Source organism: Rathayibacter sp. PhB151, assembly GCF_004366415.1.
GTDB classification, from domain to species: domain Bacteria; phylum Actinomycetota; class Actinomycetes; order Actinomycetales; family Microbacteriaceae; genus Rathayibacter; species Rathayibacter festucae.
In genome coordinates this window covers 48,010-62,203 of record NZ_SOEN01000012.1, presented here as the reverse complement: position 1 = coordinate 62,203, position 14,194 = coordinate 48,010, and the positions used below count along the sequence as shown (strand labels likewise).

Here is a 14,194-nt window from a genome sequence, read left to right as displayed (position 1 = left end):
AAGATCATCAGCGGACGGGTCGCAGACTGCGCTCCTTCCCGCGTCTCCGCCTTGGAGAGCCCCGCTACACGGAACAGGACGACTTGATGCCGCTCTCCGCCCCCACCCGACGGGGTCGCCCCGTCCTGTTCGGCGTCGTCCTGGCTGCCGTTGCTGCGTTCGCCGTGCTACTTCCGGCTGCGCCTGCAGCGGCTCACACGGGAGTTCAATCCAGCAGTCCCTCCGCGGACGCGACAGTCACCGTGGCACCGTCGGAAGTCACGCTCACCTTCGGGCATGAGGTCGGTTCCGACCCGACCAACAACGTCTCACTCGTGCAGGTGGTGCGAGAAGACGACAACCTGTTCTACTCCAACGGCTGCGCCGATGTGAACAACGAGTCCGTGACCACCGGCATCGCTCTGGGCGAGAGCGGCCGGTACCTCGTGGCGGCGAAGATCGTCACCGAGGACGGGCACGTCTCGACCGCGGAGTACGGCTTCACGTACGAGCGCCCCGCTGAGACCGCGGCGAGGACTGGCGTCGCTCAGCCGCCGGCCTGCGCGAACACCGCGACGGTCTCAGCCGCGCCGGAGTCTCTGTTCGCCCCCTACGTCGCCCCCATCCCGGCGTTCGTGCTGGTGGGCATCGCGCTGGGATTCTTCGTGGTGCTCGCGATCGTCGTCCTCTTCCTCGTGCGCCGGACGACGCCGAGAACTGCGAGCGTCGGCGGTGAGCCGCCGGCTGCTGAGTGAGCGCCCGCCTGTCCCTGAGTGTGCCGGTTCGAGTGAGCGTGCCGCTTCGCGCGCCGGCCCGGTCGAGTCGTGCCCTGGATCTGGTGAGGGCTGCTCTCGCGGGCGTGCTGTTGGATGTGGGCTTCCCGGGTGTGAGCGTGTGGCCGGCGACCCTGCTCGGTGTGGCCGTGTTGATGACGCTCTTGCGCGGCCGGACGATTCGGGCGGGAGCGGTGCTCGGTGCGGTCACGGGAACCGTGTTCTACCTCACCCACGTCGCCTGGACGTCGGAGTACCTCGGCCCTGTCCCGTGGCTGGCGCTCTCGCTCCTCGAAGCCGCGTTCTTCGCGGTGGGCGCGGGCGCGATCTCGGGACTGTGGTCTCTGATCGAACGATTCTGGCCGACCCGGCTGGGGCGGCTGATCCTGCTCCCCGTAGGTGTCGCCGGCGTATGGGTGGGTCGGGAGGTCGTTGCCGGGTCGTGGCCGTACGGAGGGTTCGCGTGGGGCAGGCTGGCGTACTCGCAGTCGGAGAGTCCGCTCGCTCCCGTGATTGCCTGGGTCGGGGTGAGCGGCTTCAGTTTCGTTGTCGTCGCGTGCATCGTGTTCCTGTTGCAGCTGCAGCAGTGGCTCCCGGACCGGCCGGCGGTCCTTGCTCTGGCGGCGACAGCAGTCGGGGCCGCGCTGGTGGCGGTGCCCGTGTGGGAGGCAGTGCCGTCCGGGCAGCTGCGCGTCACGGCCGTGCAGGGGGCGGGGCCCGCCGGTTACTTCGATGCCCGAGATCCGGGTGAGCTGCTCGACGCGCAGATCAACGCCACCCCGCGAACGGCGGGGGTCGCGGACGTTGTGCTGTGGCCGGAGAACAGCATGGACGAGGACCCTCTCACTTCACCGGCGACCGCCCGGCGACTCTCCGAGCTCGCTGCCGAGCTTCAAGCGCCGGTGATCGTCGGATCTATCACCACCCGCGAGGGCCGCTACTACAACAGCTCCCTCGTCTGGACACCGGATGGAGCCGCTGGTCTCTATGACAAGAAGCATCCGGTGCCGTTCGGGGAGTACGTCCCAGACCGCGCGTTCTGGTCGCGTCTGGCACCGGATCTGATCGGCCTGGTGCAGCGGGACTACGAGATCGGTGCGCTCTCACCGGCGGTCGCGGTCGCCGGCACCATCGCCGGAGTGTCGCTGTGTTTCGACATCGTCGATGACCGTCTCTTCGACGAGATGATCGCCGGAGGCGCGCAGGTCATCTTCGCGCAGACCAACAACGCCGATTTCGGGCGCACCGACGAGTCCGCGCAGCAACTCGCGATCGCTCGCGTGCGCGCGATCGAGACCGGCAGGACGATCGTCAACGTCTCCACCGTCGGGCAGAGCCAGACGATCCTCCCCGACGGTTCCACGGGGGCCCGGATCCCGGCGTTCACCCCCGGAGCCTTCACCGACACAGTGCCCCTGGTCGCCGCCGTCACTCCAGCGATGTCCCTGCGTACCGCTCTCGCAGGCGGTATCACCCTCAGCGTCCTCGCACCTGTCCTGACGGCCGCCGTCCTCACTCTGAGTGGCATCCGACGGCCCGCCTCGTCACGGCGTCAGCGCACGTCGGGTGGTGATTGAGGGGCACCTGCCCGCCGATTCAAGCCCTGCAGGTACTCGTTGTACGCATCCAGGTCTGGGGTGCCGTTCTCATCTCCGGCGCGATCCGCCGCTCGAGCGGCCCGAGTGTCATCCCGCTGCCACCGCACGAGCAGCAGCAGCACGATCAGCAGGCTCGGCAGTTCCCCGTAGGACCACGCGAGCGCGCCCGCGATCTGCTGGTCCGCGATCGGATCCACGCCCCACGACGCCGGAGCCTGGAACGCGGCGACGAACGCGCTCGCGGACATCATGACGATGACCCCGAAGAACGCGTGCAACGGCATCTCCGCGAACAGGTCGAACATGCGCCCCAGATGCGTCTGACGCACCGGCAGCGGATCCGCCGACAGCAGCGGAACCGCGAACACGACACCGGCTGCTAAGAACAGCACCTCCAACCCGAGATGACCGGCAGCACTGTCCAGCAGGAGCTCGTCGAGGTCACTGAAGTACAGCCCGTAGAACAGCAGCAGGAACAGCGGAATGGTGAACCCTGGATGAAGCAGCAGCCGTGACGTGCGCGCACGCAGCAGCGCGAGAGCGGTGAGCAGCACGACGCGTCCCGGCCATCGATGCGGTGTCGCGCGCAGCAGGAGGGTGCCCGGAGAGCCGAGCACGAGCAGCGGTGGAATGGCCATCATCAACGTCAGCTGCTGGAACATGAAGATCGAGAACATCTCCCGGCCGTAGTCCTCCAGACCGCTGGCCATCGTGATCACGAGGATCGCGCACCCGAGGAGAAAGCTTCCCGCCCGCCACCACGGCCACCGCCGCCGCGTCCACCAGAGCCGCGCGACCCCGATGATGTACACGCCCGACAGCAGGATGCCGAATAGGCCCCAGGCCGGGAACGCGCTGGCGGAGAGGGTGAGGAAGCTGTCCAGGGACGGCGGCGCGTCCGGGAGACGCGTGAATAGCGACGCGAGGGTCATCAGCGTGCCCTTCGTTCATTCGTTCGGTGAAGGAAAAGACGGACCCGCCCCGCAACGGGAGCGGGCCCGTCGGGGTCAGCTGCGGCGTCGCATCCGGCCGATCACGAAGACCGTGATCGCGGTCGCGACCGCGATCACACCGACTCCTATGGACAGCCCCGCGATCACCGGAGCCGCATCGAACCCGGGATCGGACGCGCCGGCTGAAGCATCCGTGGTGCTCTCGCTCTCCCCATCCGTTCCGCAGCGGGCAGCTGTTGCGGCGCCTTCGGCGGCGGTCGTGGCCGGGTCAGGGGCGTAGTCGAAGGTGTAGCTGTCGGAGGTCGGGTGACCGTCGGAGGACACCACCTGCCACCGCACCTCGTACTCGCCCGGCGCCCCGAGCGCCGCCGGCACCGACACGGTGGACCCGTCCAAGGCGACGCATCCCTCCGAGTAGTAGCGGCCGTCCGGGCCGAGCACCTGGATCGCGAACGCGTTGCTCGCGCCTCCCAGATCCAGCAGGGTGTCATTGAAGGACAACGAGACCTCCGTCACCTCTGTCACCTGCGCGCCGGGTGAGGGGCTGCTGCCGAGTACCGAGTCGTGGGCTGCAGCCGCGGGTGCTACGGCCAGAGCGAGCAGCAGTGTCGCGGCCGCGGTGATCGTGGCCCTCGCCGCGAGGCGACCGGTCATCCGCGCGCTCGCTTCCGACCGAACAGGGCGATGGCGCCGAACGCAGCCCCCACCACCCCGAGCAGCAGGGCCGCGATGCTCAGCCCGAGGGCCAGGCCCGACTCCGCACCCATCCCGGACGCAGACGCCGTGGCGTCGACGCTATCGGTGGAATCGGCGGTGGCGCTCGATCCGCCGTGATCGTCTTCAGCCGGTTCGTCCTGCACGTAGAGCACAGGGGCGGACTTCAACGAAGTGTCGGCTTCGACCTCCTCCGCGGTCGAGACCCAGTCGACGCTCATCCCGTCGCTGTAGGACTGCACGGCCGGGAGCAGCAGGCTCCCGGTCTCCGGGATCGGGCCCAGCGAGACGGTCCACTGCATGAACTGACCCGGCTGGATCTCGCTCCCCGCATCAGCGGTGAAGACGATGCTGGTCGGCGCCTCGATGATCTCGTTCCCGCCGACCGTCACCGGTTCCGGGAGTGTGCTCTCCACGACCGACGTACTCCACCCCGGGGTCGGCAGGTAGCGCACCGACACGATCGGAGTGTCGGTCGGGAGGGACACGGTCACCGCGGTCGTCATCGCGGTCTCGGACTCGTTCACGGCTTTGAACGTGAAGTTCTCCGAGGCTCCGGGATCGGTGGCGTTCGGGGTGATGCTGATGTGCGCGGACGCGGAGAGCGGGGCGGCTACTGCAAGGGCGATGCCGGCGCTGAGCGCGGTCACCGCGGTGAGAGTGAATCGTGTGGACACAAGAAAATCTTTCCGTGGGGCGGGCGCGACAAAGCAGCCCGAGAAGGGTGAGAAGAGTGCGGGCGGTGGCTGCGCTCAGGCAGCAGCGACCGGCGGCCCTCGATGCCTCATCGTCGACAACGTCACCAGCCGCGGGCGCACCGTCACTGCAGCAGTCGCCGGGGCTCTCTCGCCGGTGGGTACCGGTTCGAGCGTGAACGCGAACAACGCCTGAACCGTCTCAAACCGTTGACGCCGGAGAATGCCCCAGAACGCGCGTTCGCCCATCCGCAGCGCGAAGATCGTCGCAATCGCGGCAAGGAGGTGCGCTCCCCACATGAGGGTGTTGTGGTCCGCGTGGGTCACAGAGTTCGCCAGGTCCAGAGCCGGAACGCCCGCGTTCTGGTGGTGCCCGGCGCGCTCCGGCGCGGCGGGCGACGCGGGTGTGGTCGCCGGATTGCCCAGCATCATCGCCGCGTGGAACGCGAACTGGCTGATCAGCACCGACACGCTCAGGCGCACGCGCGAGAGCCGTCGGCCGGCGAGAGCGATGCACACCGGGACCGCGAACGCGAGTGCCAGGAGAACGCCGAGCCGGCTGGGGGCTGATCCGTCGGCGATCGAGTGAGACACCAACGCGAGCAGTGTCGCAACGAGCGCAGCGACGATGCCGCGCACGGTCCGCGCGCCGCGAGTCGTCATCACATCACCCGTCCACTCGAGTAGCGGGATCGCGATATCGCGTCGCGCCGCTCTCGGCACAGGCTACTGGCCGACGCCCCCGAGCTCCTGCCGGCCGTCCAGCCGACCGCGATCCGTCCTGTCACCGAGTTAGGTCCAGATGGAGGTGAGGTAGTCGCCCGTGATCGCGGGGCTGCGCTCGCGGACATCATCCGCGCTCCAGCCGAGGATCGACGGGTCGATGATCCATTCGCCGTCCTGGGGGGCGTCGCCGGTGCTCTCGTAGCCGACGGTGGAGTTCGACACGGACGCCCAGGTCGCCGCTCCCACCGGTCCGATAAAGATGCTGTCCACGGCGGTGCAGCCGAAGTCGGTTCCGGGGCCATTCACCGCGCCGAAGTTCCCACCGGTGTCGGCGCCCTCCAGCAGCGGGAAGACCCGCTGGACCGTCTCTGCGCCCACGACGAGGCAGTGCTCGAAGCGCACTCCCGCGGCCGAGCCGATCTGGAACGCCGTATTCGAGGAGGCGAAGTCGATGCAGTCGATGCTCGTGATGTCGCCGTAGTAGTTGCCTCCCTGCCCAGAGAGCTGGACCGTGTCGGTGTGGGCGTCGGATCCGTCCGCTTTGTAGGCAGGAGCGGTGTGGCAGCCGATGCGGTAGATGAAACGCAGACCGCCGGCGCCATCCGTGGGGGTGCGCATGCTGGACACGTCTTCGTCTCGCAGCTGCGCGTCCGGGACGACGATCTCGACGAGCTCGATGTTCTCAGTGAACTCGACGTCGTCGATGCCGTAGACGTTGTACGCGGTGGTCGTGATGCGGGTGAACGCAGAACCGGTGCAGCCGGAGGCGAGGAACCCCCCGGTGGTGACGATGCCGCCCACGGCGACGCCGTGCACGCGCAGAAGACGCCAGGCGTCACTGGTGGTGACCGTGCCCCAACCGTCGCGGGGGTAGACGAGAATGCGGTTCTCACGGTCGAGGGATCCGACGTCCTGCATCATCGGTGACGAACTCGACCCTGCGCCGTCGCCGGCGAGCTCGCCGGGAGCGACGAGGATCCGCACCGTCTCGGACGGACCCGTCCCCTCCACTGCGGCGGTGATCGCGTCGCTGATCGCGGACCACGAGCACTCGACCTCCACCTCAAGGTCGACATCGCCGGTGATCCACGGCGTCCGGGAGGGCCAGTGGGTGCCGTTGGGCCCGAACGAGGGGACAGGCGCAGGGACGCCCGCCAGCAGTTCACGCTCCGCAGGCATCGCCTCCGGGTCGCCAGCGACGCCGGCGACGTCGGAGTCGCGGGGTGCAAGAGCCTGGTACGCGGTGTAGCCGCCGGCACCGAGCACGGCGACGCCGACGCCCGCGCTCACGGCTCCCAGGATCACGGTCCGCCGACTCGGCCGACGAGGTGATGTCTCGGGAGGGTTCGCAGAGTTGGAGGAGGTAGTGGCGGGGTCGGCCAAGGTGGTATCCAAACCGTCAGGGGGCGGTGCGGGAGGCGACACGCCTCGAGACCGGCGCGCCACGCTGTGCCGTGAACACCTTGGGCGGGATGCCGCGGCGCTCGAGGGGGGACAGTAGCAGTCCTTTCCGAGGACGCGTCGGACGGCGCCGTGTCCGGGCGGCCGCGCAGACTCCCGTGAGCTCGGTCAGTGATGTCACCGGCTGCTCTCTTGTAGCGCGGGCTGTGGAGTGAGCGGGGTGTGGCGGCGGGCCGCGCGCACTCCGTTGGCGATGATGACGACCTCCGCCAGCTCGTGCACGAGGACCACTCCGGCCAGCCCCAGCACTCCGGTGAGAGCGAGGGGGAAGAGGACGATGATCACGCCGAGAGCGAGGATCAGGTTCGCGGTCATGATGCGTCGACCGCGTCTGGCGTGGAGCAGCGCGGCAGGTATCAGGCGCAGGTCCGTGCCGGTGAAGGCGACATCTGCGGATTCGATGGCGGCCGCGGACCCGGTGGCGCCCATCGCGATTCCTACATCCGCGGTCGCCAGCGCGGGCGCGTCGTTGATCCCGTCACCGATCATCGCGACTCGTCGATGCCGACGGAACTCCTCGATCGCCGCGGCCTTCTGGTCAGGCTTCTGCTCCGCACGCACCTCGGAGATCCCGGCCTGCTGCGCGAGGGCGTGCGCGGTGCGGGTGTTGTCGCCGGTGAGCATCAGGGCGCCGATGTGATGACGTTTGAGTTCCGCGATGGTAGCGGCCGCTTCCGGCTTCAGTTCGTCTCGGATGCCGATGATGCCCAGAACCGAATCGGCATGTTCGACGACGACCGCTGTCATCCCTTCGGATTCCATCGATTCGAGCTGCGCGGTGAGAGTGTCGGCGGGCACCCAGCGCGGGCTTCCCACCCGGATCGGGGTGCCGTCGACAGTGCCCGTGAGGCCGTCTCCAGGATGCTCGACGACATCATCTGCCTGAGGGTGGAGGGGTGCCGCCGCGACGATCGCCGCAGCGAGGGGATGGGTGCTGCGCTTCTCCAGTGCTGCCGCGAGGGCGAGGACCTCGTCGCGGGTGACGCCGTCCGCGGTGGCGACATGAGTGACGATGGGGCTGTTGCGGGTGAGAGTGCCCGTCTTGTCGAACGCAACGAGTTGCACCGTGCCCAGTCGTTCGAAGGCTTCACCGGACTTGATGATCAGACCGAACCGGCTCGCCGAGCCGATCGCGGAGATGACGGTCACCGGAACGGCGATCGCCAGAGCGCACGGCGAGGCGGCGACGAGGACCACGAGAGCGCGCTCCGTCCACGTCCCCGGGTCCCCGATCAGGACACCGAACAGGGCGATGCCTGCGGAGAGGATCAACACGGCGGGCACGAGAGGCTTCGCGATGCGATCAGCCAGACGGGCGCGGTCACCCTTTCGTGCGTGGGCCTGCTCGACGAGCTTCACGATCGTCGTCAACGAGTTGTCGGTTCCAGCGGCGGTCGCCTCGATCTGCAAAGCACCGCCCCCGTTGATGGAGCCGGCGGTAACGGCGTCGCCTGGACCCACTTCGACCGGTATCGACTCGCCGGTGATCGCAGACGTGTCCAGGCTGCTGCGCCCCGACACCACGACACCATCGGTTGCCACCCGCTCACCCGGACGGACGACGAGGATGTCGAGCTCGCGCAGCTCCCGCGCCGGAATAGTCACGTCGCCGTGCAGACGGGAGACGGTTGCCGTCTGCGGGATCAGATCGAGCAGCGCCCGCAACCCGTCGCGCGCCTTGTCCATCGCCCGGTCTTCAAGGGCTTCCGCGATGGAGAACAGGAAGGCCAGGGCGGCGGCCTCTCCGACGTGGCCGAGGAGGACCGCGCCGACGGCCGCGATCGTCATCAGCAGGCTCACACCGAGCTTCCCGCGCAGCAGGCGCCGCACCGCGCTCGGAACGAACGTCGACGCTCCAGCCAGCAGGCTCGCCGCCAGCACGATCGTTCCCGCGACCGGGAACCCGGTCCACTCGAGGAGGTAGCCGACCGCGAGCAGAACTCCGGCCGCGACCGGGATCAGGACACCTCGATCGCGCCACCACGGCGCGAGCTCATCCCCGTCGGAGTGCCCATCATCCTCACCGCCCTCATCGTGCATGTGGGAGTCAGCGGGTACCGGACCTTTACCGAGGGTCACCACGGCCGGAGTCTCCTCCACGGCGCAGCACGCATCCCCGGTCGGTCGCGGCCGCGCCCTGACGATCCGTCGAGAGACCGCAGACTCGTCACCGTCGCCGCAGCACTCAGCGCTCACGCGTTCACCTCGCAGCACATCGGGACGTCGCAGTTCTCGTCCGTGCACCCTGCACCGTCCTCCACAGCGAGTACGACGTCGAGCATCACCATCAGTGCCTTCGAGAGGTGAGGATCCGCGATCTCGTATCTCGTGCTGCGACCCTCCGGGATCGCTGCGACAATTCCGCACCCACGCAGACACGTCAGATGGTTTGACACGTTAGAACGGGTCAACCCCAGAGCCTCCGCCAGCTCTCCCGGATGACCCGGCTGCTCGATGAGCGACAGCAGGATCCGGGAACGAGTGGGATCCGCCATCGCTCGGCCCAACCGATTCATGACGTCGAGACGCGAAGCAATAGTCAGCATGCACTGACCTTACAGCGGTCAGTGTCGAATGATCGTATGATCGGCAGATGAGCCGACCATCGAAGAGCCGGCGCCGCACCGGACGAGGGCCCGCTCCCCGCTCCCACCAGGGGCGAACGCCTTCTCGAGCTGCGGCCTCTCGATACCCGGATCGCAGCAGGGCGAAGATGGCTCTGGCGCCGGGAATCATCCTCGCGATCGTGCTGCTCGCCGGGCTGGCACTCGTGGGCACCGAGGAGTACATCTTCGTGCTCTACACCGTCGCGATCCTCGCAGCGGTGATGTCGTGGTTCGCGATCCAAGCCCGCGCCTGGTGGTGGCTGATCGGGCTCGCACCGATGGTCGTGCTGTGGAACCCCATCCTCCCCTTCACCTTCCTCGACGTCATCTGGTCGTCACTGCACCTGGTCGGTATCGGCATCGCTGGTGCCGCTGGGCTCATCATCCGCGTGCCGGTCAACGACTGAACTGCGCTGAGCAACCCCGTCGACTGACCAACCCCCGATCCACTTGAGGAGCCGGTCAAATGACCGACAGCGCATCGTCCCGCAGCCGTTCTGATGCTGAGGCGGGCTTGGCTGTGGGCCCGAGCCGGCCTGCGGATCACATCGACGCGGTCGCTGAGGACCGCGGCGAGATACGCGAGCCCAGGCTCGGTCCGGTGGGGTGGATCCGCTGGGTCTGGCGGCAACTGACCAGCATGCGGACCGCGCTGTTCCTGCTCCTGCTGCTCGCGATCGCCTCGATCCCGGGGTCGTTGGTGCCGCAGCGTTCATCGGACCCGAACGGTGTTGCGCAGTACTTCATCAACAACCCCGACATCGCACCGCTGCTGGAGAAGGTGCAGGCGTTCGACACCTACACGTCGATCTGGTTCTCCAGCATCTACCTTCTTCTCTTCGTCTCTCTCATCGGCTGCGTCATCCCTCGGACGAAGCACCACGTGGCTGCTCTGCGCGCGCTCCCACCCAAGACTCCCGTGCGACTTGAACGCCTCGTGGGTTACCGCACTGCTGTCGTGGAGGAGCCGACGGCCGGTGAGTCCATCACCGCAGCGCAGGTGAGGCTGAGGAAGGCGGGATACCGCACCGCCCGCTACGACGCGGAGCGACACGGTCGCGTGGTCGCGAGCGTCGCGGCGGAGCGCGGCTACCTGCGCGAGACGGGAAACCTTGTCTTCCACCTCTCCTTGGTCGGTCTTCTCGTGTGCGTGGGCTTCGGCGGCGGCTTCGGGTACGCCGGCCAGCGGGTGATCGTGGAAGGCCAGTCCCTCTCGAACACCCTCGCCTCGTACGACTCCTTCAACCCGGGCCGGTTCTTCGTTCCCGAGCAACTGGACCCCTTCACTCTCAAGCTGGAGGATCTGTCCGTCACCTACGAGGAAGAGAATCGCAGCGCCCTGGGGCAGCCGATCGATTTCACCGCCTCCGTGAGCACGCGACTGGGTCCCTCCGATGCAGAGTCGTCGAGGATCAAGGTCAACGAACCGATCTCGGTCGGACGCAGCAACATCTACCTTCTCGGCAACGGGTACGCCCCGACCATCACGATGCGAGATCCCAGCGGACGGATCGTTTTCTCGGAGCCCGTCCCGTTCCTGCCGCAGGACTCGAACATGACCTCCATCGGTGTCGTCAAAGTCCCCGACGGGCTCGCGACCCAGGTCGGCATGACCGGGTTCTTCTACCCCAGCGAAGCGGAGCTGCCGTCCGGCGCTTCCACCTCCAACTATCCCGACCTCGTCCTGCCCGTGCTCTCCCTCGACGTCTTCACCGGTGACCTTGGCCTCGACGGCGGGACCCCCGCGTCCGTCTACACGCTGAACACGGATGACCTGACCCGGGTCACCGGCGGATCCACCGGCACGGACTCCCTCCGCCTGCAACCCGGAGAGACAGCCGAGCTTCCCGGGGGCCTGGGCAGTATCTCGTTCGACGCCGCCGATTCCGCGGCCACTGGCGGTGAGAGCGTCCTGCGTTTCGCGTCGTTCGACATCAACGCGGACCCGACGGAATCCTGGGTCCTCGTCTTCTCCATCCTCATCGTCGCCGGTCTTCTCACCTCGCTCTTCGTCGCTCGCCGCCGCGTATGGGTGAAAGCGACAGCGCAGGACGACGGCACCGTCCTTGTGGAGTACGCAGGACTCGCCCGCGGAGAAGACCCTCATCTGGCGCATGCAGTCGCCGAGCTCGCACGCACGCACCTCACCGGACCGAATCGAGAACCATGACCCCCGAACCGATCACGCTCCGACCCATGACCCGCCGGTCCTCGAACAGCACAGGATGCGCCTGACATGCAGACACCCACCACTACTGCCGCGCCTGGCGTCGGGCGGATCGTCCTCGTCGCCGCAGTTCTCGTCGGGGCCTTCGCCATCGACCGGGCCACAAAGACCTGGGCGCTCGACTCGCTCTCCGATGGCAGCGAGATCCCCTTCGCCCCCGGCTTCAGTCTCGAGCTGCACTTCAACCCCGGAGTGGCCTTCGGAATCGGCGCCGACGTCGGAGCGCCGCTCGTCGTCGGCCTCATGCTGATCATCAGCGCGCTGTGCGTGTGGATCGCGCTCAGGCTGATCCGACGCTCCTCGCTGCCGGGCACCGTCTTTCTGGCGGTCGTGGCCGGCGGCGCGCTAGGAAATCTGTGGGATCGCATCTCCCGCGCGCAGAACGGTCCGCTGACCGGCGAAGTCATCGACTTTCTCGCCGTCGAGTGGTTCTCCATCTTCAACGTCGCGGACATCTTCACCACCTGCGGCTTCATCGCCTGGGCGATGACCTCTTCACCGATGAGTGGTATCCGAGCCACACCTGCAGCACCGGATCGCAACACGCGGTGACAGCCGACCCGAACACCTTCTCCCATCTGCTGTTCACGCATACGAGAAAGGGCCGCCCCGAGGGGCGGCCCTTCCCGCGTCATCGCTCTTCAGTAGTGAAGAAGCGGCGCGCGCGGATCTACTTGGTGACCGTGAACGGCAGTGAGATGGCCTTGCCGGTCTGGGCGCCGGTCACGGTGACGGTGTAGTCGCCGGGGGTGGTGGGCGCCTTGGCGGAGACGGTGAGGCCTCCGTCAACGAGATCCTGCGTCGCGGTGCGCTCCGTGAACATCGGAGCGGAGCCGACCAGCTGGGTGTCGCCGTTGAAGTTCTCAGCGGTCAGCGTGATCTTCTCTCCGGGCTTGAACGTCGTGTTCGAGAGCTCGGCGGTCGCGTTGAAGCTCAGCGAGTCGACGTCGCGGTCGAGGCCGAGCGCGTTCGAGATGGTGAAGAACGTGTCGGTCTGGTCGGTGAGTCCGGCGACGTTGGCCGCGCCGGGTCCGTAGCCGGCGATGCGCAGCTGCGAGCCGGTGTGCTGCTGCGAGCTGCCCTCGGCGCCCGTGCCGTACGAGACCTTCATCGTGCTGCCGTCAGCGGTCTTCAGCGCGGTGCTGAGCGACGTGGGGGGCGTGCTGTCCACGATCTGGCTGGTGTGGGCGTGGTCGGCGGTGACGAGGACGAGCGTGTTGCCGTCGGCCTTCGCGAAGGCGAGGGCGGCCTGGACGGCCTCGTCGAGGTCGACGGTCTCACCGATCTGGCCGCAGGCGTTGGCGGCGTGGTCCTGCTTGTCGATGCTGGCGCCCTCGACCTGGAGGAAGAAGCCCTTGTCGCCGGTGTCGAGTAGGTCGATCGCCTTCTCGGTCATCGAGCGAAGCGTGGGCTGGTCAGCGGGGCGCGTCGGGTTGGCGACGCAGGTCTGCGGAGCGGCGTCGCCGCCTCCGACCGTGGCTGGGGTCGGCGCGTAGCGGACGGGCAGGTTGCCCGAGCCGAAGAGGCCGAGGACGGGAGCGTCCTGGTCGGCGACGGTGAGGGCTTCGAGCTGGGCGGCCGTGCCGGCGGTGGTCGCATCGCCGAGCACCTGATAGCCGCGCTCATCCGCCTGCTGGAACAAGGTCTGACCGGCCCAGTCGCCGGCCTTCGCGGTCTGACCGAAGCTTGCCGAGCCACCACCAAGGGTCAGGTCGGCGCGGGTGCCGAGGATCTGCTCACTGATCGAGCCGAGTCCACCGTTCTCGAGCGCGTCGTTCCCGCAGCTTGCGCTGTCGGGTCCGTAGCAGCTGCGCGCGTCCACGTGCGCGGCCTGCACGGCGGGCGTCGCGTCCTGGATCTCGGAGGTGGTGACGTTGCCGGTCTTCAGTCCGTTCGCCTTCGCGATCTCCAGCAGGGTGTCCTTCCGGTTCTGGTCGATATCGACCGAGACCGCGTTGTCGTAGGTCTTGGTGCCGGTCGCCCAGGCGCTGCCGGTGGCGGCGGAGTCGGGCACGTAATCCGGAGCGCCCTTGACCGCACCGGTGGCGGGGTCGTCGGCGCGGTAGAGCGAGTAGGTCGTGTACTGGCCGGTGATCGGGAGGGCGTCGATGCCCGGGAAGCGGCCGGCCGCGCCGTACTGGTAGTTGCGGGCCACGGTGATCTCGGAGTCGCCCATGCCGTCACCGATCAGGAGGATGACGTTCTTCGCGTCCTGCTCCTTGATCTCGGCGCGAAGCGAATCGGAGAGGTCGGCGTCGACCGGGGAGATGCGTGCGGCGCCACCGGTGGCTGAGAGGTCAGCGGAGCCGGCAGCGGTGGCGATGCTGGGAGCGGCGAGGGCCGCTCCGCAGATCAGAGCGGCGGCCGTGAGGGCCACCGCGGAGCGCCCGCGGTTCGCGGAGCGGAAGAGTCGTGTCACGTCGTGAACTCCCTGAAGATTCTTGGCCCAAACAGACCAGCTC

Annotated in this window: 13 protein-coding genes; 5 read left to right on the top strand and 8 right to left on the bottom strand. The window is 68.0% G+C overall.

The annotated features are described in order from the left end of the window. Positions 1–86: 86 nt before the first annotated feature. Positions 87–734, top strand: coding sequence for a copper resistance CopC family protein (locus EDF35_RS19190; protein WP_082499391.1), 648 nt, complete (start codon positions 87–89; stop codon positions 732–734). Then, positions 731–2,329 (top strand): apolipoprotein N-acyltransferase, encoded by a 1,599-nt coding sequence (lnt, locus tag EDF35_RS19185; protein ID WP_133963487.1) that lies wholly within the window; start codon positions 731–733, stop codon positions 2,327–2,329. The genes EDF35_RS19190 and lnt overlap by 4 nt, the downstream gene beginning before the upstream one ends. Here the strand turns inward: lnt and EDF35_RS19180 are convergent. The 7 genes from EDF35_RS19180 to EDF35_RS19150 all read right to left on the bottom strand — a co-directional run bounded on the left by EDF35_RS19180 (position 2,305) and on the right by EDF35_RS19150 (position 9,445). Further along, on the bottom strand, positions 2,305–3,282 hold the full coding sequence (locus EDF35_RS19180; RefSeq protein ID WP_133963486.1) for a cytochrome c oxidase assembly protein: 978 nt from the start codon (positions 3,280–3,282) through the stop codon (positions 2,305–2,307). The genes lnt and EDF35_RS19180 overlap by 25 nt on opposite strands. A 75-nt stretch (positions 3,283–3,357) precedes the next feature. Beyond that, positions 3,358–3,957, bottom strand: a complete 600-nt coding sequence (locus EDF35_RS19175) for a copper resistance CopC family protein (RefSeq protein ID WP_133963485.1) — start codon at positions 3,955–3,957, stop codon at positions 3,358–3,360. Further along, entirely contained in the window at positions 3,954–4,694 is a 741-nt protein-coding gene (locus EDF35_RS19170) for a YcnI family protein (RefSeq protein WP_133963484.1), read from the bottom strand. The genes EDF35_RS19175 and EDF35_RS19170 overlap by 4 nt, the downstream gene beginning before the upstream one ends. A gap of 75 nt (positions 4,695–4,769) precedes the next feature. Next, positions 4,770–5,375 (bottom strand): hypothetical protein, encoded by a 606-nt coding sequence (locus EDF35_RS19165; RefSeq protein WP_133963483.1) that lies wholly within the window; start codon positions 5,373–5,375, stop codon positions 4,770–4,772. Between the two features lie 129 nt (positions 5,376–5,504). After that, the gene (locus EDF35_RS19160) at positions 5,505–6,728 is read right to left on the bottom strand and encodes a hypothetical protein (protein WP_133963482.1); all 1,224 of its coding nucleotides are present in this window, start codon (positions 6,726–6,728) and stop codon (positions 5,505–5,507) included. A gap of 288 nt (positions 6,729–7,016) precedes the next feature. Continuing rightward, complete coding sequence (locus EDF35_RS19155) at positions 7,017–8,939, bottom strand: cation-translocating P-type ATPase (protein ID WP_133963550.1); 1,923 nt, start codon at positions 8,937–8,939, stop codon at positions 7,017–7,019. A gap of 152 nt (positions 8,940–9,091) precedes the next feature. After that, positions 9,092–9,445: a metalloregulator ArsR/SmtB family transcription factor gene (locus EDF35_RS19150; protein WP_056045852.1), complete on the bottom strand. Its 354-nt coding sequence runs from the start codon at positions 9,443–9,445 to the stop codon at positions 9,092–9,094. A 167-nt stretch (positions 9,446–9,612) separates the two neighbouring features. Between EDF35_RS19150 and EDF35_RS19145 the strand changes: the two genes are divergently transcribed. The 3 genes from EDF35_RS19145 (at position 9,613) to EDF35_RS19135 (ending at position 12,284) form a co-directional block, all read left to right on the top strand. Then, on the top strand, positions 9,613–9,912 hold the full coding sequence (locus EDF35_RS19145; protein ID WP_133963481.1) for a DUF6804 family protein: 300 nt from the start codon (positions 9,613–9,615) through the stop codon (positions 9,910–9,912). Between the two features lie 59 nt (positions 9,913–9,971). Then, complete coding sequence (locus EDF35_RS19140; RefSeq protein ID WP_133963480.1) at positions 9,972–11,675, top strand: cytochrome c biogenesis protein ResB; 1,704 nt, start codon at positions 9,972–9,974, stop codon at positions 11,673–11,675. Positions 11,676–11,741: 66 nt separating this feature from the next. Beyond that, a complete protein-coding gene (locus EDF35_RS19135; protein ID WP_133963479.1) occupies positions 11,742–12,284 on the top strand; it encodes a signal peptidase II in 543 nt (180 codons plus the stop codon). A gap of 118 nt (positions 12,285–12,402) precedes the next feature. Here the strand turns inward: EDF35_RS19135 and phoA are convergent, their stop codons facing one another. Next, positions 12,403–14,151 (bottom strand): alkaline phosphatase, encoded by a 1,749-nt coding sequence (gene phoA, locus EDF35_RS19130; protein ID WP_133963478.1) that lies wholly within the window; start codon positions 14,149–14,151, stop codon positions 12,403–12,405. Positions 14,152–14,194: the final 43 nt, after the last annotated feature.

Coding starts and splice junctions, on each gene's coding strand:
- EDF35_RS19135 (WP_133963479.1), top strand. CDS start 11,742: ATGCAGACACCCACCACTACTGCCGCGCCTGGCGTCGGGCGGATCGTC.
- EDF35_RS19155 (WP_133963550.1), bottom strand. CDS start 8,939: ATGCACGATGAGGGCGGTGAGGATGATGGGCACTCCGACGGGGATGAG.
- EDF35_RS19140 (WP_133963480.1), top strand. CDS start 9,972: ATGACCGACAGCGCATCGTCCCGCAGCCGTTCTGATGCTGAGGCGGGC.
- EDF35_RS19190 (WP_082499391.1), top strand. CDS start 87: ATGCCGCTCTCCGCCCCCACCCGACGGGGTCGCCCCGTCCTGTTCGGC.
- EDF35_RS19175 (WP_133963485.1), bottom strand. CDS start 3,957: ATGACCGGTCGCCTCGCGGCGAGGGCCACGATCACCGCGGCCGCGACA.
- EDF35_RS19165 (WP_133963483.1), bottom strand. CDS start 5,375: ATGACGACTCGCGGCGCGCGGACCGTGCGCGGCATCGTCGCTGCGCTC.
- EDF35_RS19180 (WP_133963486.1), bottom strand. CDS start 3,282: ATGACCCTCGCGTCGCTATTCACGCGTCTCCCGGACGCGCCGCCGTCC.
- EDF35_RS19145 (WP_133963481.1), top strand. CDS start 9,613: ATGGCTCTGGCGCCGGGAATCATCCTCGCGATCGTGCTGCTCGCCGGG.
- EDF35_RS19150 (WP_056045852.1), bottom strand. CDS start 9,445: ATGCTGACTATTGCTTCGCGTCTCGACGTCATGAATCGGTTGGGCCGA.